Annotated in this window: 23 protein-coding genes; 12 read left to right on the forward strand and 11 right to left on the reverse strand. The window is 36.7% G+C overall.

All coding sequences use genetic code 11. From position 1 onward, the window contains the following. Nucleotides 1-40 precede the first annotated feature (40 nt). Nucleotides 41-985, forward strand: coding sequence for a ketopantoate reductase family protein (locus GTR01_RS20910; RefSeq protein ID WP_160139668.1), 945 nt, complete (start codon nt 41-43; stop codon nt 983-985). A 104-nt stretch (nt 986-1,089) separates the two neighbouring features. Here GTR01_RS20910 and GTR01_RS20915 read toward each other — a convergent pair whose 3' ends face one another. From GTR01_RS20915 to GTR01_RS20945, 7 genes are all read right to left on the reverse strand, one after another. Then, nucleotides 1,090-1,974, reverse strand: coding sequence for an alpha/beta fold hydrolase (locus GTR01_RS20915; RefSeq protein ID WP_160139669.1), 885 nt, complete (start codon nt 1,972-1,974; stop codon nt 1,090-1,092). A 110-nt stretch (nt 1,975-2,084) separates the two neighbouring features. After that, nucleotides 2,085-2,435, reverse strand: a complete 351-nt coding sequence (locus GTR01_RS20920) for a 4Fe-4S dicluster domain-containing protein (protein WP_160139670.1) — start codon at nt 2,433-2,435, stop codon at nt 2,085-2,087. Nucleotides 2,436-2,570: 135 nt separating this feature from the next. Then, complete coding sequence (locus GTR01_RS20925) at nt 2,571-2,894, reverse strand: 2Fe-2S iron-sulfur cluster-binding protein (RefSeq protein ID WP_160139671.1); 324 nt, start codon at nt 2,892-2,894, stop codon at nt 2,571-2,573. 5 nt (nt 2,895-2,899) lie between these two features. Next, nucleotides 2,900-3,952, reverse strand: a complete 1,053-nt coding sequence (locus tag GTR01_RS20930) for an NAD(P)/FAD-dependent oxidoreductase (RefSeq protein WP_160139672.1) — start codon at nt 3,950-3,952, stop codon at nt 2,900-2,902. Between the two features lie 11 nt (nt 3,953-3,963). Next, nucleotides 3,964-4,527, reverse strand: a complete 564-nt coding sequence (locus GTR01_RS20935; protein ID WP_160139673.1) for an NADPH-dependent FMN reductase — start codon at nt 4,525-4,527, stop codon at nt 3,964-3,966. 6 nt (nt 4,528-4,533) lie between these two features. Continuing rightward, nucleotides 4,534-5,055, reverse strand: a complete 522-nt coding sequence (locus GTR01_RS20940; RefSeq protein WP_228452302.1) for a DUF2480 family protein — start codon at nt 5,053-5,055, stop codon at nt 4,534-4,536. Next, the gene (locus tag GTR01_RS20945) at nt 5,055-5,681 is read right to left on the reverse strand and encodes a superoxide dismutase (protein WP_160139674.1); all 627 of its coding nucleotides are present in this window, start codon (nt 5,679-5,681) and stop codon (nt 5,055-5,057) included. Before GTR01_RS20945 ends, GTR01_RS20940 begins: the two co-directional genes overlap by 1 nt. Nucleotides 5,682-5,874: 193 nt before the next feature. Between GTR01_RS20945 and GTR01_RS20950 the strand changes: the two genes are divergently transcribed. Then, entirely contained in the window at nt 5,875-6,495 is a 621-nt protein-coding gene (locus GTR01_RS20950) for a helix-turn-helix transcriptional regulator (RefSeq protein ID WP_160139675.1), read from the forward strand. Nucleotides 6,496-6,529: 34 nt separating this feature from the next. Next, nucleotides 6,530-7,177 (forward strand): hexitol phosphatase HxpB, encoded by a 648-nt coding sequence (gene hxpB, locus GTR01_RS20955; protein WP_160139676.1) that lies wholly within the window; start codon nt 6,530-6,532, stop codon nt 7,175-7,177. A 159-nt stretch (nt 7,178-7,336) separates the two neighbouring features. On the opposite strand, the gene GTR01_RS20960 is transcribed toward hxpB, so the two are convergent. Beyond that, complete coding sequence (locus tag GTR01_RS20960) at nt 7,337-7,822, reverse strand: hypothetical protein (protein ID WP_160139677.1); 486 nt, start codon at nt 7,820-7,822, stop codon at nt 7,337-7,339. Nucleotides 7,823-7,900: 78 nt separating this feature from the next. Beyond that, entirely contained in the window at nt 7,901-8,527 is a 627-nt protein-coding gene (locus GTR01_RS20965; RefSeq protein ID WP_160139678.1) for an RNA polymerase sigma factor, read from the reverse strand. A gap of 241 nt (nt 8,528-8,768) precedes the next feature. Here GTR01_RS20965 and GTR01_RS20970 point away from each other — a divergent pair, with 241 nt between their 5' ends. The 9 genes from GTR01_RS20970 (at nt 8,769) to GTR01_RS21010 (ending at nt 20,429) form a co-directional block, all read left to right on the forward strand. Continuing rightward, nucleotides 8,769-9,716, forward strand: coding sequence for a FecR family protein (locus GTR01_RS20970; protein ID WP_228452303.1), 948 nt, complete (start codon nt 8,769-8,771; stop codon nt 9,714-9,716). 54 nt (nt 9,717-9,770) lie between these two features. Next, nucleotides 9,771-13,058 (forward strand): TonB-dependent receptor, encoded by a 3,288-nt coding sequence (locus GTR01_RS20975; RefSeq protein ID WP_160139680.1) that lies wholly within the window; start codon nt 9,771-9,773, stop codon nt 13,056-13,058. Nucleotides 13,059-13,088: 30 nt separating this feature from the next. Beyond that, on the forward strand, nt 13,089-14,393 hold the full coding sequence (locus GTR01_RS20980) for a hypothetical protein (RefSeq protein ID WP_160139681.1): 1,305 nt from the start codon (nt 13,089-13,091) through the stop codon (nt 14,391-14,393). 335 nt (nt 14,394-14,728) lie between these two features. After that, complete coding sequence (locus tag GTR01_RS20985) at nt 14,729-16,027, forward strand: hypothetical protein (protein WP_160139682.1); 1,299 nt, start codon at nt 14,729-14,731, stop codon at nt 16,025-16,027. A 77-nt stretch (nt 16,028-16,104) separates the two neighbouring features. Beyond that, a complete protein-coding gene (locus GTR01_RS20990) occupies nt 16,105-17,031 on the forward strand; it encodes a T9SS-dependent choice-of-anchor J family protein (protein ID WP_160139683.1) in 927 nt (308 codons plus the stop codon). A gap of 178 nt (nt 17,032-17,209) precedes the next feature. After that, entirely contained in the window at nt 17,210-17,950 is a 741-nt protein-coding gene (locus GTR01_RS20995) for a hypothetical protein (RefSeq protein WP_228452304.1), read from the forward strand. A 6-nt stretch (nt 17,951-17,956) separates the two neighbouring features. After that, a complete protein-coding gene (locus GTR01_RS21000) occupies nt 17,957-19,300 on the forward strand; it encodes a S41 family peptidase (RefSeq protein ID WP_160139684.1) in 1,344 nt (447 codons plus the stop codon). A gap of 33 nt (nt 19,301-19,333) precedes the next feature. Next, on the forward strand, nt 19,334-19,603 hold the full coding sequence (locus GTR01_RS21005; RefSeq protein WP_160139685.1) for a hypothetical protein: 270 nt from the start codon (nt 19,334-19,336) through the stop codon (nt 19,601-19,603). A gap of 103 nt (nt 19,604-19,706) precedes the next feature. Continuing rightward, entirely contained in the window at nt 19,707-20,429 is a 723-nt protein-coding gene (locus GTR01_RS21010) for a sterol desaturase family protein (protein ID WP_160139686.1), read from the forward strand. A gap of 173 nt (nt 20,430-20,602) precedes the next feature. Here the strand turns inward: GTR01_RS21010 and GTR01_RS21015 are convergent, their stop codons facing one another. Both GTR01_RS21015 and GTR01_RS21020 read right to left on the reverse strand, forming a co-directional pair. Further along, on the reverse strand, nt 20,603-20,881 hold the full coding sequence (locus tag GTR01_RS21015) for a hypothetical protein (RefSeq protein WP_160139687.1): 279 nt from the start codon (nt 20,879-20,881) through the stop codon (nt 20,603-20,605). A gap of 424 nt (nt 20,882-21,305) precedes the next feature. After that, nucleotides 21,306-22,340 (reverse strand): phytase, encoded by a 1,035-nt coding sequence (locus tag GTR01_RS21020; protein WP_160139688.1) that lies wholly within the window; start codon nt 22,338-22,340, stop codon nt 21,306-21,308.

Raw genomic sequence — 22,340 nt, forward strand, 5'->3', positions numbered from 1 at the left:
AGATTGAAATTTGTCTACCATCTTTGCTAAAAATAATTTCATGAATAAAAAACATATCGTTATTGTAGGGTTAGGTGGTGTAGGTGGATATTTTGGTTTTAAAATAAACCAGATCAATGAAACTTCTGGGAAATATAAGATTTCCTTTGTCGCCAGAGGAGAAACGTATGATAAAGTAAAGGAAAACGGATTGATCTTACTCTCTCCGGAACATCCTAATGACCATACTCATCCTAATGCTGTTGAGCAAAATATAAGTGATATTAAAAACCCTGATCTTGTGCTGATTTGTGTAAAAGAATATGATCTGGAGAATGTTTGCAGACAGCTTAAAGAGGTGATTACTAAAGATACAGTATTGCTTCCGATGATGAATGGAGCAGATATTTACGACAGAATCAGAAGAATAATTCCTGAGCACATCATTTTACCTACATGCATCTATGTGGCTTCTCATATTAAAGAAAGAGGTATAGTAGAGCATAAAGGAAAAGCCGGAAAGATGATTGTAGGAAAAGATCCGGAACATTTTTCCAGCGACGTGGCATGGGTAGCCGATCTGCTTCAGGAAAGTAAAATTGATTTTGATTTCAAAGACAATTCTTTAACGGACATCTGGACTAAGTTTATTTTCATCGCAAGTTTTGGATTGGTAACAGCTAAGCATAATTCATCTATTGGAACTGTATGTACTGACGAAAAACAAAAACAAGAGGCTACAGAGATTATGAAGGAGATACAACAAATTGCACATCAAAAAGAAATTCATCTTTCTGAAGATATTATAGCAAAAACCTTTGAAAAAGCATCTACTTTTCCTTTTCAAACACCAACGTCTCTGCAATTGGATATTCATTCGGGAAAGAAAGAGAATGAACTGGAACTGTTTGCCGGGGCTGTTTTGAAATATAGTAAAGATACTCAGGTAAGCACTCCTTTTACTCAAAAAATCTATGAGGAGATTAAGGATGAACACTTTCAGTAAAAACAGGAGTTATAACATCAACAAAGGCGGGTTTTGATCCGCCTTTGTTGATTGAATAGAAATTTAAATATAATGTTGTTTATAAGATAAGTTAATCTTTATCATTAAAACTCTCGATCTCTGTCTTTAATGATTCTGAATTTTGTTTTGAAAAAAATATCAGCTTTAGCATTGAATTCATCCGAATAAACGACCAAGGTACTATGCCCGGAATCAGGTAAAATCCACAGATTGGCTTTAGGAATATTCCTGAAAATCTCCAGAGTATGCTCCGGTTTTATTACATCATAATCTCCGCCAATAACGAGAACGGGAACTTTAATTGTATGCAAAGCTTTAGGATCTATATTGGGCTGCTCACTTAATAATCTTTTAAGTTTGAGAACTGTATAGTCCAGGTCTGTTTTATCCTTCTTAGCAGCAAATATTTCTTTAAATTTTGTATAATTATTACTTACTCTATTAAAAATATCAGCTTGTACTGCTGTTGAGTCCGGTCTTAAATTGGCTCCTGTAACAATAAGCTTTTTTACCTTTTCGGGATGTCTCATGCTGAGCAAAAGCCCGTTAATTCCTCCATCACTCCAGCCCATTACAAAAGCAGAATCAATTTTCATTTTCTGAAGCAGCTCTGCATAATCATCAGCCATCATTTCGTAAGTAAGGGTACTCCCTTTATCAATTGATTTTCCTTGTGCTCTGCTATCGGCAACGATCACTTTATAATGCTTTGAAAAAAAAGGAATCTGTTTGGAAAAATCTACAATTGAACCTCCATTTCCATGAATGAGAAGTAAGGGCTGGCCTTCTCCGTAGGTTTCACAGTACATTTTAATTCCATTGACATCATAATATTTACCTGCTTTTGGATTATTTCCATAATTGGATTTTTCCAAGAGCTGAATATATTCCTTTTTGAGTTTTGGTATATCGGTTTGTGCTGATAATAAAACAGGAAACATAACGAGAAAAAATAATATCTGTTTCATAATTTATAATATGGGTTTAAATTATTGTTGATATTTTGTTTCCCGATTAGTGTAAAAATGGGAAGTTGTTGTTACAGAATAAATTGAAAGAATTAATTCTATTAAAAATATTAAACTTCATGCATGAATTTTTGCCGATCCAGAAGCACTTCATCAGATTCCCGATGATCAGGATCATCAATACAACAGTCTACCGGACATACAGCTTTGCATTGAGGTTCCTCATGAAATCCTTTACATTCTGTACATTTTCCGGATACAATATAATACACCTCATCAGACACCGCCTGATGGTAAGTACCCGCATCTGCTACAGTTCCATCCGGGAAGGTTACTGTTCCTGAAAGTTTGGTCTTATCTTGCCAGCGCCAGTCGATGGCTCCTTCGTAAATGGCTGAATTGGGACATTCCGGTTCACAGGCTCCGCAGTTAATACAGTCATCAGTTATTTTTATTGCCATATTCTTTTTTTTAAATGTTGTAAAAAAGGGACTTCTTCAACATGGTACTGTCTTAGAAATCCCTACTAAACTTAATTAAAACAGTTCCAACAATTTATCACATCATAAACTGTGCAAACTTGTATCTTAAATCTGTTAATTTGCCGCAATTTCTATGGAGAGGCCGTCCATTTGGGCTGTCAGATAGATTTGACATGCTAACCTGCTGCTTTCCTTAGTAGTAAAGAGTTCTGAAAGAAGGGCATCTTCCACATCATTTTTTTCCGACAATGATGCCGTTCCATTCAGAATATAGCAGTGACAGGTCGCACACATGGCCATTCCGCCACACATAGCTTCCATAGGTAATTCATAGGCTTTACAGATATCTTTTAAAGTAAGTCCCATCTCCAGTGGGCAGATCAGGGTATGCTGAATACCAGTCTGATCTGTCACTGTGATTGTTATTTCGTCTTTCATGGTTATTAGTCAATCGTTGCTACTACTTGTTTTTCTGCTTGTTTTTTAGTTCCGTCAAAACCTTCCACGCCACTTACGGTAGTATATTTTAGTACAAACTTTTTATTAGGATTTAGTCTTTGATAAATACTTTGGCAGGCAATCGCCGCCTCATGAAATCCACATAAAATCAGTTTCATTTTATAAGGATAGGTATTGATATCTCCTACAGCATAAACTCCGCCAATATTGGTTTGGAAATCAGTACTATTATCTACTTTGATGGCGTTTTTTTCCAGTTCCAGTCCCCAGTCTGCCAAAGGGCCAAGCTTAGGAACCAATCCAAATAAAGGAATGAAAGAATCTGTTTCAAGAGTCTGTATGGTTCCTTCTTTTTCCACTACAATTTCCTGTAAAGTATGTTCTCCTTTAAGGCCGATTACTTCAGCAGGAGTGATGAGGTTGATTTTTCCTTCATGCTTCAGTTTTTTTACTTTCTCTACAGAATCCAGAGCACCTCGGAATTCGTTTCTTCGGTGAATTAAAGTGAGTGATGATGCTATTTCAGCAAGATGAATCGTCCAGTCCAATGCAGAATCACCACCGCCGGCAATTACAATATGTTTCCCGGCATAGTCTTCCGGACGTTTGATGAAATAATTAACACCACAATCTTCATATAAAGAGATATTCTCAATAGGCGGTTTTTTAGGCTCAAAACTTCCAAGACCGCCGGCGATCACAACTGCTTTGGCTCTGTGTTTTGTTCCTTTATCTGTGATAACCTCGAATAGGTTTTCCTCCAGTTTAAGAAGATGAACAGCCGTTTCATTGAAAGTAAAACCGGGTTCAAATTGTTTGACTTGTTCGTATAAATTATCAATGAGATCTCCGGCAAGCACACTGGGAAATCCGGGAATATCGAATATGGGCTTTTTAGGATATAATTCTGATAACTGGCCCCCCATTTGTGGCAATGCATCAATGATATGGCAGCGCATTTTGAGAAGGCCGGCTTCAAAAACTGTAAATAACCCTGCAGGGCCGGCACCAATGATCAGTATATCTGTTTCTATCATATTGTAATGATTTATTGTAGTTGTAGTTTTTCTATTTTCTTCGTGGTGGCTATGCTGATAAGCTTATCAAGTTTACCGGAATAGAATGCTGAGATCTGTTTGGGATTCTCACTATCAAATAAAGAATTTCTCAGAATCGGAACACTGAAGGGAAGCGGCCATGCTCGTAATGATTTGGCAATGGTATCCATCGTATTGATTCCCTGCATAGCCTGTAAACCATCTGCCCAGCATACCAGCCCTATGGTTTTGTCAGTAAGATAAGGTTCATAAGTGTTGGCCGTCACTTCAAGCCAGTCGAGACAGTTTTTCATCACCCCCGGAATGCTTCCGTGATAAAGGGGAGCCAGCCAGAAATGAAGCTCTGCATCCTGAAACATCTGGGTCATCCTTTCCACCGCCAGCGGGGTTTTAGTAAGAGTGACATCAAATAAAGGAATGCCTGAATCTGCGAGCGTAAAAATATCTGTCTTTATTCCAAGGGCTTGCAGCTGTTCTGATACATAAGCTGCAATAAGCCCGGAAGTAGATTCTGCTCTTCTTTCCAAAGATCCGTTGAATATGATTGCTTTCATTTTGTTTTATTTTTTAAAAATTACTTTTGGAAGACCTATCTCTCCGTACATTAAGCTTTTAACCAAAGGTCTCAGAAGTCCCGCAGCTGATAAATATAGAGAAGGATCATGATCCGAGTTGGCTCTTATGACGACTTTCTGATCCTTATAATGTTTCAGGTCTGCATAGATAAGACGGCGTTTCCAAAGATCAATAAGCACTGTTTTGGCGGTGTTCAAATCTACATAAACAGCATAAGGAGCCAGTTTTTCCATCAGCATCATATATGCCCATGGCGGAATGATAGCATCCGTAGAGCAAATGATTCCTACCGCTTTTCCGTCATATATTGAATAATCTACCGCAGCAATTGATTCTTTAAACTCTTTCTCCTTAACGATCATTCCCATAAAAAGATGATCTTTAATATCCAATTCTACAATCTCGGTAGTAGGTTTATATTGTAAAAGGTCAAGAGCAATGATGCCTGAAGCTTGTGCTTTATTGATAAAAGTCTCCTGATTCATAACGGGGTTGCAATCACACATTATCTTATTTTTGAAAGTACTTCTTCATATTTTTTCTCTACAGAAGCCCAATCCAATACCGACCAAAATGAATCCAGATAATCTGCTCTTTTATTTTGGTAAGCCAGGTAGTAGGCGTGTTCCCAAACATCAATCCCAAGAATAGGGAACCCTCTGTTTACCGGAAGAATATCCATCATAGGATTATCCTGATTTGGAGTGGCACTTACCGCAAGGGATCCATTGAATTTTATAAACAGCCAAACCCATCCGGATCCGAATTGCCCAAGACCTGCTTTTTTCATTTCTGCTTTAAGATCATCAAGACTTCCAAATGTGGAAATGATTGCCTCCTTCAGCTTTCCTTCCGGATTTAATTTAGGATTGGGAGAAAGGATTTCCCAGAATAAAGAGTGATTAAAGTGGCCGCCACCATTATTTCTTACTGCCGGACTATATTCGCTGATTCGTTGTAATAGAGAATCAAGATCCGGATTTGTTTCGTTGGTTTGTTCCAAAGCAGTATTCAGGTTATCTACATAAGCTTGATGATGGCGCTGATGGTGAATAGTCATTGTATTTTTATCTATAAACGGTTCCAGAGCATCATAGGCATAGGATAACTGAGGTAGTGTAAATGGTTTCATTGCATTTATTTTTTGATTAATGTAGGACAAAGGTAGTAATATATTTGAATAAAACAACTTTTAGGTTGTTTTATTGGTTGTGCTGAATTTTATAGTAAATTGATGTAAATGAATGTTTTATAGATTTAAATTAAAGGTTATAGAAAATGACTATCTTTGTTGTTGAAAAATAAAACAACCTAAACATTGTCAAATGAAGAAGCCGGCAGCAGATCGCATTCTGATGTTTTTAAAGATGAGAGGTGAAGCGACTTCACTTCTGATTGCTAAAGAATTATCCATCACAAAAGAAGGAGCGAGAAAGCATTTACTCAACCTTGCAGATGCCGGATTAATTGAGCCTACCATGAAGAGTGAAGGAGTAGGGCGGCCTTCTACTTATTATACACTTACTGATAAAGGCTTGGCTCAGTTTCCCGATACTCATGCAGAAGTAACGGTTCAGCTTTTACAATCTGTAAAAAATCTTTTAGGAGAAAATGCGCTGGATCTCTTGATTAGTGATCGGGAAAAGAATACTTATGAGCGTTATGAAAAAGCTCTTTCTAAAGCAAAAACGATAGAAAAACGTTTGGATGCCCTTGCAGAAGCGAGAAGTAAAGAAGGTTATATGGCAGAATGGAAAAAAGAAGGCGAGGAATACTTTCTGATCGAAAATCATTGTCCAATCTGTGCTGCAGCAACGGAATGTCAGGGGTTTTGCAGAGCCGAACTTTCAAACTTTCAATCATTGATTGGAGCTGAATATACTGTGGAAAGGGTAGACCACATTATTTCAGGAGGACAGCGTTGTGTATATAAAATCAGTCAGTAATATATTTTCATGTTTTAAATTTTTATTTTTTTATATGGCTTTAAAGGCGGTAATTTTTGACATGGATGGTGTTCTTGTAGACTCTGAAGGTTTTTGGGCAAGAGCTGAACGGGAAGTGTTTTCATCATATGGAGTGCAGGTAACGGACGAACTTGCCTCACAGACCAAATATATGACGACAACAGAGGTTACAGAGTTCTGGTATGGGAAATTTCCATGGGAAAATCTTGATATACCTTCTGTAGAACAGGAAGTTGTTTCTAAAGTGATTGAGTTGATACAAGTTGAAAACTGTACAATGTCTGGAATAGAAGAGTTTATTAAAGCCCTTAAAAATAAAGAATATAAAATTGGATTGGCAACCAATGCTCCTATAAGGGTTGCAGATGCCGTTCTTGAAAAACTTCAGGTTCGCGATTTTTTTGATGCTATTCACTCTGCGGAATTTGAAGAAAAAGGAAAACCTCATCCTGCCGTTTACCTTACTTCTGCGAAGCAATTAGGCATCCTGCCGGAATATTGTATTGCCATTGAGGATAGTCATTCCGGATTAAAAGCTGCCAAAGCTGCCGGAATGAAGACGATCGTCTTTACCAACAATGATAAAAGTATAGATTTTGAGCTGGCAGATTTTAAAATACAGAACTTTAAGGAAGGTTTATTACCTGTTTTAATCCACTAATTAACTTTTATTGCAACTGGTGATGTGAGGATATAGAAAATATAGAATCTTTCTCTTCCACATGATTTTAGTTTAAGTGAACTAAAAATAATAAAAACAGATCCTGTACTATTATTCAGAGATTTATCTATACAAAAAGATGTAGAACTTAAAAGAAAATTACATTTGCTCTGCTTCTTCTATGAATTGCTGTGCTTTTAAAGAAAGAGGACATTTTTGTTTTAAGATTCTCAATACCTCCGCCAGCTTTTGTTTATTGTTAAGATTTCCGGCAAACGATTTTCTGCTGTCTTTAAACTCCAGAATAATATTAGTGGTTAATGGTGCTAGTAAGATATGTACTTGCTGTATTTCGTTGTATGCTCTTTTTTTTGTGAATAAAACTTTGTATTCTACAAAAGTATCATGGAGTATAAGACGCGGTGAAATACTGTTGTTCGCTATGGAAATAGGGTAAAGTCCTTTAACTAGAATAAATGAACCGATCAGAGGTACATTAATAGTATGGTCTGGGCCTTCCGTGATGGGTTCATTTTGTTTGTTTCTGTTTTTTTTCAGAATTACAAAAACAAGGATTGACCCAATGATGACAGTGAAAAAGAAAGTTATTGAAATAATTATTGGTAAATATTCCGATGAGATCATATTCGTGTTTGTATTGATAGGATAATATGATGCAATGTAACAAAAATAACAGTAAAATTATAATTTAATGAGATACTATCAATATTTCGTGAGCATTTCCATCAGCATTAATATGGATATTAGTTTTTTGGAAGACTGATAGTCGGGACTTAGCTGATCACGGATTTCACCCAATGCTTTGCTTAGCTTATTGCTGACTGTTTTATTGCTTATTCCTAGAGCATCTGCGGTTTCATTGACAGACATATTTCTTCGGATCCTCATTTCATATACCTGTTGTTCAGTAGCAGGCAATTGTGAAACGACCTCATCAATCATAGATAGCAAAACACTGATCTCATTTTCCTCAAGAATTTCAAAATATTCATGGTCTGGCATCTCGATCTCTGCAGGGATATCAAATTCATCAATACTCAATGTTGGAGGTATCTTTTTAAAGCTGTTGTAGTAGTCCAGAATCCGATAATGCAAATGGCGCAACAGATAACCTTTTGCGCTTTCCGATTCATCCGTTTGGATCATTTCCGTATTCTCAAGAATCTTTATCCATAAATTCTGAAGGATCTCTTCAGAAACTTCTTTATCCTTTGTCCGAACGAAAACAAAACGGTACAGATGATCCCAGTATCGGTCATACAACAGCATAAATGCAGGGCGGTCGCCTGATTTTATTTTCTTTAATAAAGTAGAGTCTGTTAGGTTCATAGTATGGGACAAAATTACCTAAAGGAAAATTAACTTTTTGTGAACTTTAATTATGGTAAGGTTAAATATTTCTAGAAAATATCCCTTAATTGTGAATTTAATGTTTAGTAATTGTAAAATAGGTTGAAAAATATTTGAATTCCGGTGGTAGTATGAACAAAATGTTAAAAATACCCTGGGGAAGTTTCTCATTTTCATAGTCTTATTGATAGAAGTATCGGTGAATACTATGAAATATTTTATGAAACGGTTTAATTATAAAAATATCGAGGCCTTTGTTTTCAGACTTTGGACACGTGAAGTTTCGGAGGAAAAAATCTCCGAAAAAGAAAAAGAAATTTTAAAGAAATGGAAGATCCATGCAGAAAAAGATTTGGATGAGGTTCATCTTCAGGAATCCAGAGTAAGAGTATTGGCTGGGCTTGAGCATTATTTTGTTCCTTATGAAAAAATAGGACATAGAACTCTGCTTCAAAAGAATGTTTACAAAATTGCAGCGGTCATTATTTTGCTTTTCACATTGGGTGGGGTATTTACTTATCATACATTCTTCAAACCGGATGTTTATCAAGCTATCGTTGGAAACCGGATCGTTCATCTTGAAGATGGATCTGTGGTGACTTTATTACCCGGAGCAGAACTTACGGTGGCAAAATCATTTCCGGGATCTACCAGAGTCGTTGACTTAAAAGGGGACGCTCTCTTTTCAGTAGCAAAATCAAAAACTCATCCTTTCATTGTGCATGCAGATGGTTTTAGTACGAAAGTATTGGGAACGGTATTCAAAGTTTCTCAATCGGGGAAGAAAAAAGCGGTGGATCTTTATGAAGGAAAAGTGGCCGTTTCTTCTGAAGGTGTTCCTGTTTCTTATCTGAAACCTAATCAAAAATGGACGAATCTTGGTGTTGCCCGTACCACAGCAATTCTTTCATTCGCTATGGATAAAACCTCAGGGAAAGAACATCCTAAGTTATTGTCTTTAAGTTTTAACGATGTTCCTTTAAAAGAAGTTATTACGGTGTTGGAAGGCAATTACAGTACAAAAATTCATTATCCGAAAGAAGCTGGAGACAGAAAGATTACCGCTGATTTTACAGGAGGAACTGTCAATGAAAATATTGAAGCCCTGGCCTTTATTCTGGGATTTGAAATTCAAAAACAAGATAATGTTTATATCCTCAAAAAATAACCATCAAAAACATTAACTCATCAGATAACCTTAATCAAAAGAGAACACTTACCTATGAAAAGTTTGAAATGTGGTTTTACCATAGCAGCCTTATTTTTTACTGTTGCCGCAGAAGCGCAGGAATTGGTTCAGAAAGTTTCATTTTCTGCACCTGCAAGCAAACCATTAATTGAAGTCTTGGAAGAATTTGCAGGAAAAACAGGAATGAGGCTGGCCTATTCAAAATATGATATCAAAGAGCTGAAGGTAAAAGGCGTAAAATGTGAAAACTCCTCTATCAATAGTTGTCTGAAAGACATTACCAATGGTCTTCCGGTAGTCTTCCGTTTGCATGGAGATCTTATTTCAATAAAATATGAAAGTTCAAATACAGGCATACCGGGAAATGGACGTTTATCAGGGAAAATCGTTGATGAAGTAGGAAATCCGGTTGTGGGTGCCGAAGTACAGATTGCAGGGAGATCAGCTATGACAGATAATAATGGAGATTTTTCTCTGGATCTTCCTTCAGGACTTTATAATTTGACGATAAAAGCTCCAAAATACAACACTCTCAGAGTAGAAAAATTATCAATCGTCAATAAAGAAACCAATGCCGTTTCTTTTGCTTTGAACAGGGCTTCGGATAAAATCACAGACATTAAGGAAGTGGTGGTAACGGCATCTCGTAAAGCAGATACTCAGGCAGGGCTATTGACTCAGCAAAAGAAGGCTGCACAAATGAGTGACGGAATCTCTGCGGAACAGATTGCTAAAACTCCTGATAATGATGTGGGGGGAACTTTGAAAAGAGTAACAGGAATCACAACGATAGATAATAAATATGTAGTTGTGCGATCTATGGGAGAACGATGGAATACAGCGGCTATGGACGGAATTAATCTGCCAAGTACCGAAGCCTATAATCAGAACTTCTCTTTTGATATTATTCCTACAGCCATGGTGGAAAGCGTTGTCGTCAGCAAATCTGCAACACCCGATATGAATGCCAGCTTTGCAGGAGGTTTTGTAGAAGTAAGAACCAAAGATATTCCTAATGAAAATTTTACTTCCGTAAGTATGGGAACTTCTTATAATGATCAGACTGCTTTTAAAGAATTTCTTACCCGTAAGCGTGGAAAATATGATTATTTTGGGTATGATGACGGAACAAGAGATTTTCCGCAGGGGCTTCAGCCTATGAAATGGGATAATCCGATGTTTTTTGAACAATCCAGTCAGTTTAAGAACGATAACTTCACCAATTATAAGACCAGAGGAGATATGGGATCCAATTTGCAATTGGCATTAGGAAGAACGTATGCTCTGAAAAATAATAATAAATGGGGTTTTGCAGGAGCATTCATTATCAGAAATGAACAGAATAAGCTGGATATAGATCATACAGGAAGGGGAAACTGGCTGGATACGACAGGCTTCGCTTTTGATGCTGACGGGAAAATGCCTTTTTATAATTTTAAAAATACCGGAGCATCCTATAATTATAATTCTACAGTAGCAGGAATGCTAAATTTTGGATTGCAATTGGGAAAGAGCAGAATTTCATTCCGTAATTCATATACTCATATTTACGACAATACACTGACAAGAATTACAGGCTGGGATGAAAATACTAACGGAAGTGGTTCACCTGCCGCTGCAGAAGCTGCATACAATTATTTTTATCATGGAATTGTTCCCAATAATGATCCTTCGAAAATTCCATCTTTAGATAAGCCTTTTACAGAGAATATAGTGTATCCGGTCTATCAGATGTTTCTGCAGAATAAACTGGAAGGAAGTCATAAGCTTGGAAATATGGAAATCAACTGGTTTGCAGCCAGAACAGGAGTTTCATCAGACACAAAGGATTATACTCAATACAAGACTTTATATAAATTTATAGGACGTGAGATCCTTAATTATCATGTAGCTAACAATAGTGCCAGTGACTTTGCAAGAGGATATATTACCAGCAAAGAAACAGATTATAATTATGGAGCTTCTTTTAAATGGGGATTCGACAAGGGAAGTTTCAAAAATGATATCAAAGTAGGATATGCAGGAGCTTCAAAATCCAATACGAATCAGCAGCAGAAATTTTTATTGAGAGTAGATGGGAAAAGGGATGTACCGAATCCAAAATTCTTGGAAATGTACGGATCTCTTGCTGATTGGTTTGATGGTTCTCATTATGCACCCGGAGGAATCGGATGGGAGACCAGACCATTGTATGTAGATGATGGAAAATATGAAGGGAAAGTTGAACAACATGCTATGTATGTGATGTTTGATAACCGTTGGAAAAATAAATTCAGATTGGTATGGGGATTACGCGCAGAATATTTTCAATATGATCCTATTTTTCAGCAAATTGAATCTAAGAATGATTCCAATAATTTCGCTGAAGTAGGGATCGATGATAAACCGTGGCAATGGATGCCTTCTGCCAATTTTACTTATAGTCCTACCAATAAGATAAATCTGAGATTGGCCTATGGGAAGACCGTTATTCGTCCTCAGTTTAATGAGAGAACCGGATTGCCTTACTTTGATCCGATAGCCAATGGGATGATTTACAATACACACATGGTATCTTCTACAGTCAATAATTATGATTTTAAATTTGAATGGTTTCCGGGATTGGGAGAAATATTCTCTGCCGGATTGTATTACAAAGATATCGACAGACCTATTGAGCGTGAAGGACGTATTTCAAACGACGGAAACCTATCATTGTTCAACGGAAATTCAAAAAATGCAAAACTGAAAGGAGTAGAATTAGAAGTACGGAAAAATCTGGGATTTATTGCTGAAGGATCATTCCTGGAAAAGCTTTTTATCAGCGGAAATTTTACTTACAATACAACAAAGGTAATCGCTTTTAAAGATCAGGCGAGAACAGGCGAGAATGATGAAACCTATGAAGTAGACAGGCCTCTTTACGGGCAAACCCCTTATGCATATAACGTAGGATTGATGTATGATGGAGATAGATTGGGCTTCAACTTTTTATACAATGCGAAAGGAGATCAGTATATAACGGTGGGATATGCTTATAACGGAGAAGAAATCCAACGTCCTTATGCTGTTGCAGATGCGCAAATCTCGTATAAACTCTTAAGAAACAGAAATCTGGAAGTAAAACTGAATGTAAGGAATATCTTCAATACGGTAAAGGAGTATTACAACAACTTTAATTCTTATTTAGGGCACACAGACAATACAGGAAATAAGACTGCGCGGGAATTGCAGACCTTGGTTCCCGGAGCAACGACTAAATATGATAAAGATATTGATAAGATCTTATTTCGTGCTTACAGTGGAAGAATATTCGGATTAAATGTCATTTATACATTTTAAAATCATTGAACACATAAAGCAAAAGAAAAAATGAAAAAATTACTATTAACCGGGATAACATTATTCTCATTTACAGCCTGTCAAAAAGATGACTTAGCAGATTCACCAGCTCCTTTTGAAATGAAATCTACTTCAGCAGAATATATTACAGTTTCTGAACTTCCTGTCACTTCTGTGAGTGGAGATATCACTTCCAATACAACCTGGAGTGGTGTTATTGAAATGGATGGAATTATTAGGGTTAAAAATGGAGCTACATTAACGATCCTTCCGGGAACCTATATTAAAGCAAAACCGAATTATGATTGGGCAGCTGCTAAAGGAATTCTTGTAATTACCAAGACAGGAAAGATCAATGCAGCAGGAACAGAATCTCAGCCCATTATTTTTACAAGCTATAAGCTTCTGGACGGAAATGAAGATACAACAGCTAGCCCTGGAGATTTTGGAGGAGTAGTCCTTTTGGGAGATGCTCCTACGAATGTACCCAGTACAACTTCTATTGAAGGATTAGGTTTTAGTGGTGATCATTATTTTGGAGGAACTAATCCATCTCATAATGCCGGAATTATGAAATATGTACGTATCGAGTTTGCCGGTTATGACTTTGTAGGAGCTAACTCTGGTGACGAAGTGAATGGTTTGACATTAGGAGGTGTTGGGAACGGAACTACATTAGATCATATTCAGGTGTCTTACAGTCTGGATGATTCTTTCGAATTTTTCGGAGGTACAGTAAACGCTACTAATTTGGTTTCTTTTGCTCCCGAAGATGATAATTTCGATTTTGATAACGGATATACGGGAACGATTACATGTGCTCTTTCTTTAGGAGATTATCGATCCTATCATGCCACGAGCGGTGGACGTTCTGATTCTAACGGTATCGAATTAGATAACAATTTCACTGGTACAGCCACTTCCTTGATTACAAATCCTACCATCAACAACATTACCATCATTGGGGCAAGAAATGGAGTCGCAGAGCAGGGACTTGTTTATGAAAACGGAATTCATATCAGAAGAAATGGAAGGCTGACGTTAAACAATGCTGTTGTAACAGGATATCCTACAGGAATAAGGGTGGAAGGGACAGGTTCACAGCTTTCTACAGTCTCTAACCTGAATTCAATCCTTGTACATGGATTCAGCACTTCTGTTACAGGTTCAGGTACAGCAGGAATCCCAACAGCTAATCTTCTTATAGGAAGTATAGCCGTATTATGGGGAATGAACCAACCTTTCTTCAACGAAGGAAGCTGGAATGTGTCTCCAAGAAATTGTGGCGGATTCCTGGGAAGCTGGACAAAATATGATTTCTCGATTTTGGAATAATTGCTAAAAGCAGAGCTGTTGAATACACAACTCTCCAGCTTTTATAAACATAAAAAGAGCTCTTAATATAGATAGGTACAGGTTTCGGAATCCTGAAAATGACTTTGGAATAATACTGATGATGCGCACAACAGTACCGAATTAATTAAAAACCGGCCGCTATTGCCTTTTCCCGGAATATAGTGATTCAACAGGGAACTCTTACTGCTCAGCTCCTCCTGATCCGTAGGATGAAAACAATAACCAAATCGCAGAAATATGGAGGCGAATATTTCTGAATATTAAAAATTTCCGGTCATAAAAATAAATAACCGGATCTATCAAAAATTATAACAATGAAAAGATTAACTCTAATTGCAGCTGCTGCATTATCACTTACAGCTTGCCAGAACGATCATTTAGCAGATTCTTCAACTCCTTTTGAAATGAAACCTACTTCAGCTGAGTATCTTACAGCTTCTGCTCTTCCTGTTACTAAAGTGAGTGGGCCAATTACTTCTAATACAACATGGAGCGGTGTCATAGAAATTGATGGTACTGTAGCCGTTAAAAATGGAGCAACACTTACCATTCAGCCTGGAACATTCATTAAAGCAAAACCTAATGCAATAGGAGAAGGTTCAGGAATCCTGGTTATTACTAAAACAGGTAAAATCAATGCTACAGGTACTGAATCTCAGCCAATTGTTTTTACAAGTTATAGACTTTTAGATGGAGATGAAGATACTACAGCAACTCCGGGAGATTTTGGAGGTGTAATCCTTTTAGGTGATGCCCCTACGAATGTACCTTTTACAACGACTATTGAAGGATTAACAGGTAGTGATTATTATTTCGGAGGAACTAACCCTTCTCATAACGCTGGAACAATGAAATATGTACGTATTGAGTTTGCTGGTTATGACTTTGTAGGAGCTAACTCTGGTAATGAAGTAAATGCCTTATCATTAGGAGGAGTTGGAAATGGGACTACTTTAGATCATATCCAGGTATCTTACGGTCAGGATGATTCTTTTGAATTCTTCGGTGGAACTGTGAATGCTTCTAACCTGATTTCTTTTGCTGCAGAAGATGATAATTTTGACTTTGATAATGGATATACTGGAACCATTACATGTGCTCTTTCTTTAGCAGATTACAATTCAGCACATACAGTAAGTGGGGGAAGCCCAGATTCTAACGGTATTGAGCTAGATAATAATGCAACAGGTACAGCGACTTCTTTGATTACAAATCCTGTGATCAATAATCTTACGATCGTAGGCGCTAAATTCGGTAGTGCAGGACAAGGAGCAGCTTATGAAAATGGTATCCACATCAGAAGATATGGTAAATTAACGTTAAACAATGCTGTTGTAACAGGATATCCTGTTGGAATCAGAGTAGAAGGTACAGGATCAGAGCTTTCTTCAGCTTCAAACCTTGCTTCTATTCAGGTTCATGGCTTTACAACTTCTATTATAGGAGCTGGTACAGCGGGAATTCCGGCATCTAACCTTCTTACAGGAAGTACTGCTGCACTATGGGGAATGAGCCAGCCATTCTTTAATGAAGGAAGCTGGAATGTATCTCCAAGAAATTGTGGTGGATTCCAAGGTGCTTGGACGAAATACAATTTTGCCATTGTAAACTAAAAAATAATAAAAGCAGGGAAGAAGCTCAGGCTAATTCCTTGCTTTATTTTCTTTACATAATTTTAATAATCAGTATCATGAAAAAAATAATTTTATCATCTGTCCTGTTTTTATCTCAGCTGGCTACAGCTCAAACTTTGGTATGGGGAAATACTTTTGATACTTCTGCCGATCTTCAGGGATGGACATTCCATGACCAGAATGGTAATAATAACGGGTGGATTCAAGGCGCTAATATTTATCACAATGGTACCTCTTTAGTGTATGGAAGTGCCGGAGTTCTAAGGCATTCAACTAATCTGGTTCCTACTGGAAGTGTTGCAGGGTTCGGAACTGAAGATGACTGGATTATTTCTCCTCAGATAGATCTTACAACCGCTTCAGGAACAATCACTCTTGCCTCTTATATTGGAAGACAAAGAGCTTCTCATACTATTGTGAGTCGTGATCTTTATATCTATGTAAGTACACCTCAAAAAGAAGTTCCCACTTTAGCAGATTTTAAGGCTATGACGGTAGATGGATCAGGAAATTATCTACAAAGCCCTTATAAAATACAGGTAGGTTCATCTACAAATCCTTTTCCGGCAGACCTTACCCAATTTGCAGAAAACCTTGTAGATATTTCAGCTTTTGCAGGAAAGAAGATCTATATAGGAATGTGGGCAAACAGAAATGCCAGCGGGAATAATATTATGAATATCAATATTGATGAAATGGCTATCTATGCTACCTCACTTACGCTAAGCACAAAAGATGTAAAAAAGAAAGAAAATCTTACAAAAATTGTAGAAAATCCGGTAAAAGAACACTTACAACTACAGCTTAATCCTGCATTAAAAGAAAATATAACGACAGTTTATCTTTATAATATGGCAGGGCAGAAAGTTCTTACCGCTCAATACTCAAGATCAATCAATATAGCAGGTTTATCAGAAGGAATGTATATAGCGGAAATTACTGATGGAAAAACTACAGAGCGGTTAAGTTTTATTAAGAAATAAATAGGCTGCTTTTAAGCTGATCATAAAACAAAATATAAAGTTTTAATATACAATAATGGATTGGCGCTTTGATAAAAAGCGGTTATTCAGAACATATTCAACTAGTTTTTTTATAATTGTTGTATTGCCCTGCACAATGGGTAGGGCAATATTTTTAAAGTTTAAAATAAGATAAAAGATGAATAAAATCTTTGCATTACTATTATTGGTCATATTATTTTCATGCACAGACAACACGGTGATGGAAAAATATGATCTTGCACAAAAACCAGGGGAAGTGACTATCAAAGGGTTCTCTAAACCTGATGTACTTCAGCTGAGATTCAATGGAGAACCAATATCTATAGACGGGAAAACCTCTTATACCAATAAAATAGAAACCACGCTTCAGTTTGTACAGGATCAGGGAGAGATCAACAAACTGACAATATATAATCATGAAACAGGAAAGGAAATTATACAATACAATATTACTTATAATAATATAGAGGAATATAAAAAACTATACTTCTTCAATCTTCCGGGAATCTTTCTGGAGGCTGAGGTTATAAAACCGCAGGTCAACCTTGGAAGGGTGGGGTTTGAATTTATTTTTCCGAATTTAGGAGAGTTTTCAGGAACATCTCTGAAAAATGTGAAAGGAGTTTTAAAAAGAGAAAATGGTATTGTTCTGGCGGAGTTTGATAATATTGGGAAAAAGAGCTTTACTCCGGTAAAGATATACACCTCTTTCGGAATTACAGCTCCTGTATATCTGGAATTGTATAAACCTGGAACGACAGAACCTTATGTAGGTTCCGAAATGATTAAGGTGAAAATAAAACAAGATATGGGTGCTAATATGATCATCTTGCAGGAAAAATTGGAAAATGGCGCATGGGTAGTAAAAGGAGATGTGGATGTAGCAGAATATTTATAATCCGGGATGAGAAAATTTTTAAAACTTCAGTTCATTGCCATCATATTCATCCTTATTTCTTGTACGGATAATGATGAAAAAGCTCCTGACTTTCCTGAAGGAAGTACAGAATCTGTAAATCTTTGGGTACAGGATAGCTTGAAACGGTATTATTACTGGGCAGATCAGATGCCATCAAAGCCGGATTATCATCTTCCTGTAAAAGATTTTTTTAAAAGTATGCTGGCTCCTCAGGATCGGTTTTCTTTTATTGTAAATACTAAAGACCCTTCCAGTTATCCACGCTCGATTCGGAATATGTATGGCTTCGATTATACCGTTATTCAGCAGTCAAACGGCGAGGTAGTAACAACAATTAAATTAGTGCTTAAAGATTCCCCGGCATTCAATGCCGGACTTGAACGTGGAATGATTATTACCAAAATTAATGGAAAAACACTGACGGCAAATAATGCAGAATCTATAACTTCAACCATGAAAGATCTCACAGTACTGGATCTTAGTATAGGAAATTGGAAAAATGGAGCCATAACTGATGAAAAAGAAATAAAAGTCTATTATGGAGTATCTTTTGATCAGCCTTTATTGTCTAAAATATTTGAAAAAAATGGCAAAAAAGTAGGGTATCTGTATATCTATGATTTTCCGGATGGGATGACACAGAAGCTCAGCCAGAAGTTTGCAGAATTTAAAGCTGCCGGAGTACAAGAACTGATTCTCGATCTGAGATATAATTATGGAGGCTCTGTATCTGCTGCTGCTGCTCTTTGTTCCCTTATTCCTTCAGGGATATCATCTACTTCTCCATTCATCATCTTTAAAGGAAATAAAAATGGGGGCGAAGTGAAAAGAACTTTTTCCCAACAGATTGCCTATGATCCAAAAGCACTTGATTTTAATACTCTACGGGCAAATTCCTTAGGGTTGAACAAAGTATATATTTTGAGCTCAAACAGTACAGCTTCTGCAGCTGAAATCGTTATTAATAATTTGAAACCTTACCTTCAGGTTGTCCAAGTTGGAGATGTAACGTTAGGAAAAGATATGGCAGGATTCACAGTAGAAGATAAACGTAAGCCTCAAAAAATCTATTGGCAAATGCACCCGGTTATTTATAAAGTATTTAATGCTAATGGTGTCGGAGAATATAGCAATGGGATTTCACCGCAGGTTTCGGTTAATGAGTATACGGTATTGCCCTTATTGCCTTTAGGTGATCCTAATGAAACTTTGATTTCTTCTGTTTTGAACGGAGCCCAGTTTAAATCTGTAAATCAGGGAATATCTTCCGGAAATGTGAAGGTCTTATATCAAAGTGATGTTCCACCTATATCTGCGGGTAGAAATTGATACATAGCACTCTTATTAAAAAAAACTAAAATCATGCAGGGAATTGAACCAAAACTTCACACAAATCTGACCAGTCGTATCGAATATTACCGACTGCTGATAGAAGCTGCAGATCATTCTGAAGCGCATTCCTCTGATGTTATTACACAAATTGCTGAGTTGGCCAATTTGTATGAAGAATATCTGAAGAATAAAAAGAACCTTGAAGAAAGTATAAAAAGCTACAGGGCATATCATACTGATCTAAGAAAAAAATTAACAGTACGGCTTCGCGAAATCAAAAGAAAAGCGAGAGAGAAATAGGGGTTTTACAAAACGTATCATTTCAAAAGATTTTACATAGGCTCTTCTCTTCTTATTCCAAAATTCATACATTTATGACATCAAGTTGAAAGAAGATGCTTTTATGAGTTTTAATGAAACTGTACTTTCCGGTTATATCAATATGTTTTGGCAGTTTTCCTGGTCACAATGGATTCTATTCAGCCTGATTTGCAATGTTTTTTTGTATTTATTTTCAATAGGATTATATCTCTTTATTGATAAAACCTGTCGTAAAAGTCCATTGCAGGATAAAGATCATCCTGTATCAAAATCAGATTTCTATCTGAGCCTTTTTACGGTTATCTGTAATAGTCTTGTGATGCTGATAGGTGTTTTTCTATGGAAAAATGGCTGGATTGAGCTGGGAAATACCCAATCTGGAATAATGATCAGTCTTGAAATTATAGCGCTCCTTTTTTTAATGGATCTTTTCATGTACTTCTTTCATTATGCAGCACATGTACCATTTGTATATAAAATGGTACATGGAAAACATCACGAGCATGTAAGTACCAATTATCTGAGCCTTTTTGTATTGCATCCTTTTGAAACCATAGGTTTTGGGCTGATGATGCTGGTGTTACTGATTGGGTACAATTTTTCTGTGGTTTCTATTTCCATTTATTTGCTGATTAATCTTATTTGGGGTACAATAGGGCATCTAAACAGAGAGTTTTTCCCAGCCTGGTTTGATCGATTCTTTGTGGGAACTACCAGATTCCATAATCAACATCATTTGGATGAGACTAAAAATTTCGGATTTTATACCTCTATTTGGGATAGATTGTTTGGAACGTACAAATAAGAGATGGAATTCTTCAAAAGACGTTTCATTCCCACGAACACCTGAATAGAATTCTATTTACAAGGAGTTGTTAATGATCCTTAGCTGAGTGAAATACCTTTGCGAACTTTATTTTAATCATTATTTTGGAATTTCCTTGCGTCTACTGCGTTTAAAATAATCACACAGGTTATTTAATTTTCATTCAGTTCTTTTGCTTCATCCCAGCAGGCTGCACAAAGGATTTTATAATCACAACTAGTGAACCAGTTTTCACGATCCTGATCAGTTTCAATATGTTCCTGATTCTTTTCACACAGATTGCACCAGGCATCGGGACGACCAAGATCCTCTTCATTATATTCATGGAAACCTACGGGAATCCGATCCAAAAGACTATGCGCAAGGTGAGTACACAATAAACCTATTTCCTGCTTTCCATGAAGAGAGCATTCTGTATATTTTTTTGACATTTTAGAATTTAAATCTTTGGTGTAAAGGTGATGTTGTTTGATAAAGTATGCTCCCAAAAATACAATTAATTATGAGTAATCTGACGAGCTAAAGTTTAATTTCATCTAAGCCTTTGTCTCCTAGGTAATAGAATTACCATGAAACTGGGAAATCTGGTGAAATGGTGAACTCCTGAAGAATTTTTGAGACAGCATATTGAATAAAAAAAGAAACCATTAAGATTTTTTAAAGAAAATAAGAATCGTTAAGAGAAAATCTTACGCTTTTTATAAGCCTCAACTCTTAAAGAAAGCCTCATTCTTAACTTTCCTTAAACCCTTATGAGATCTCTTAATGGTTTAAAATGATATTATAACCACAAACATCCACAATATTCTTTGTGTTATTTGTGAAAATATTAGTGTTCTTCGTGTTTAAAAATTATTATTTTGCCTTTATAGCAGCTTGTATTCTTTCTTCAACAATTCTCCAGTCATAAAAATGAAAAACCCTGCCATTGCTCATGGCAACAAACATTCCTTTAGGAAACTTTGATCCCAGATTCACATTTGTTACTTCGGAGCCGTCACTTTCAAGAGTAGAAACAGGGATTTCGGCAATTCTTCCCTTAGCCGGATTTTCTCTTAAATAAACATTGAATGTATCATTCTGCTGATTAGATACCAGAATATATCCTGTATTTTGGGACGTAGGATAAATCGAAATTCCTTCTACATCAGATTTAAAATCACCTTGCCCGAAAACCATAAGCTCTTCGTTTCCTTTGGCAGGATCCGCATTATATTGATGTACTCCAAACTGCTCGTCAGAATAATAAATATATCCCATCTGATCATCCACGGCAATACTTTCGATCTCTTTCAAGCCACTGTACTTACCAAACTTTCGAACAACATCGCCAGTAATTTTTCCTGCTTTTTCAGAAAGTTTATATTGCCAGAGATAGCCGTCTTTTGGCCCGGATTTTCGTCCTACAATCACAAAAATATCTTCCGTTTTCGGGTTTTTGTACATTGATATTCCCATAGGGCCACGTTCCGTTTCTCCATCAAAAACGGAAAATTCACCTACTTCCTTGAGCTCGGGAAGAGCATAGAGCTTCACTTTATTTGTTTCACGTTCTGTAACCGCTGCGATGTCTGTCTTTTTTCCATTCAAAACAAAACCATATTCAATATCCACATTGTTGGGACGTTTAAGCCCTAAAACTTTGTGGGTGATTTTGCCATTAAGGTCAAAGGCGTACAGTCCGCCATTAGTATCTTTATCTGTTCCGATAATGATGCTTTTGGAGGCATCTTTGGGGTTGATCCATATAGCCGGGTCATCAGTATCATGAACTACTGTTTCTGTAATAACCGTTGGTTTTAACTTTTCTCCTGATTGATTCTGCCCCTTACAGTTGATCACAAAAGGAAAAACAGCGAGTGCTGCGATATAGTATGTTATCTTTTTCAT

It is taken from the genome of Chryseobacterium sp. c4a (assembly GCF_009900745.1).
Lineage (GTDB): Bacteria > Bacteroidota > Bacteroidia > Flavobacteriales > Weeksellaceae > Chryseobacterium.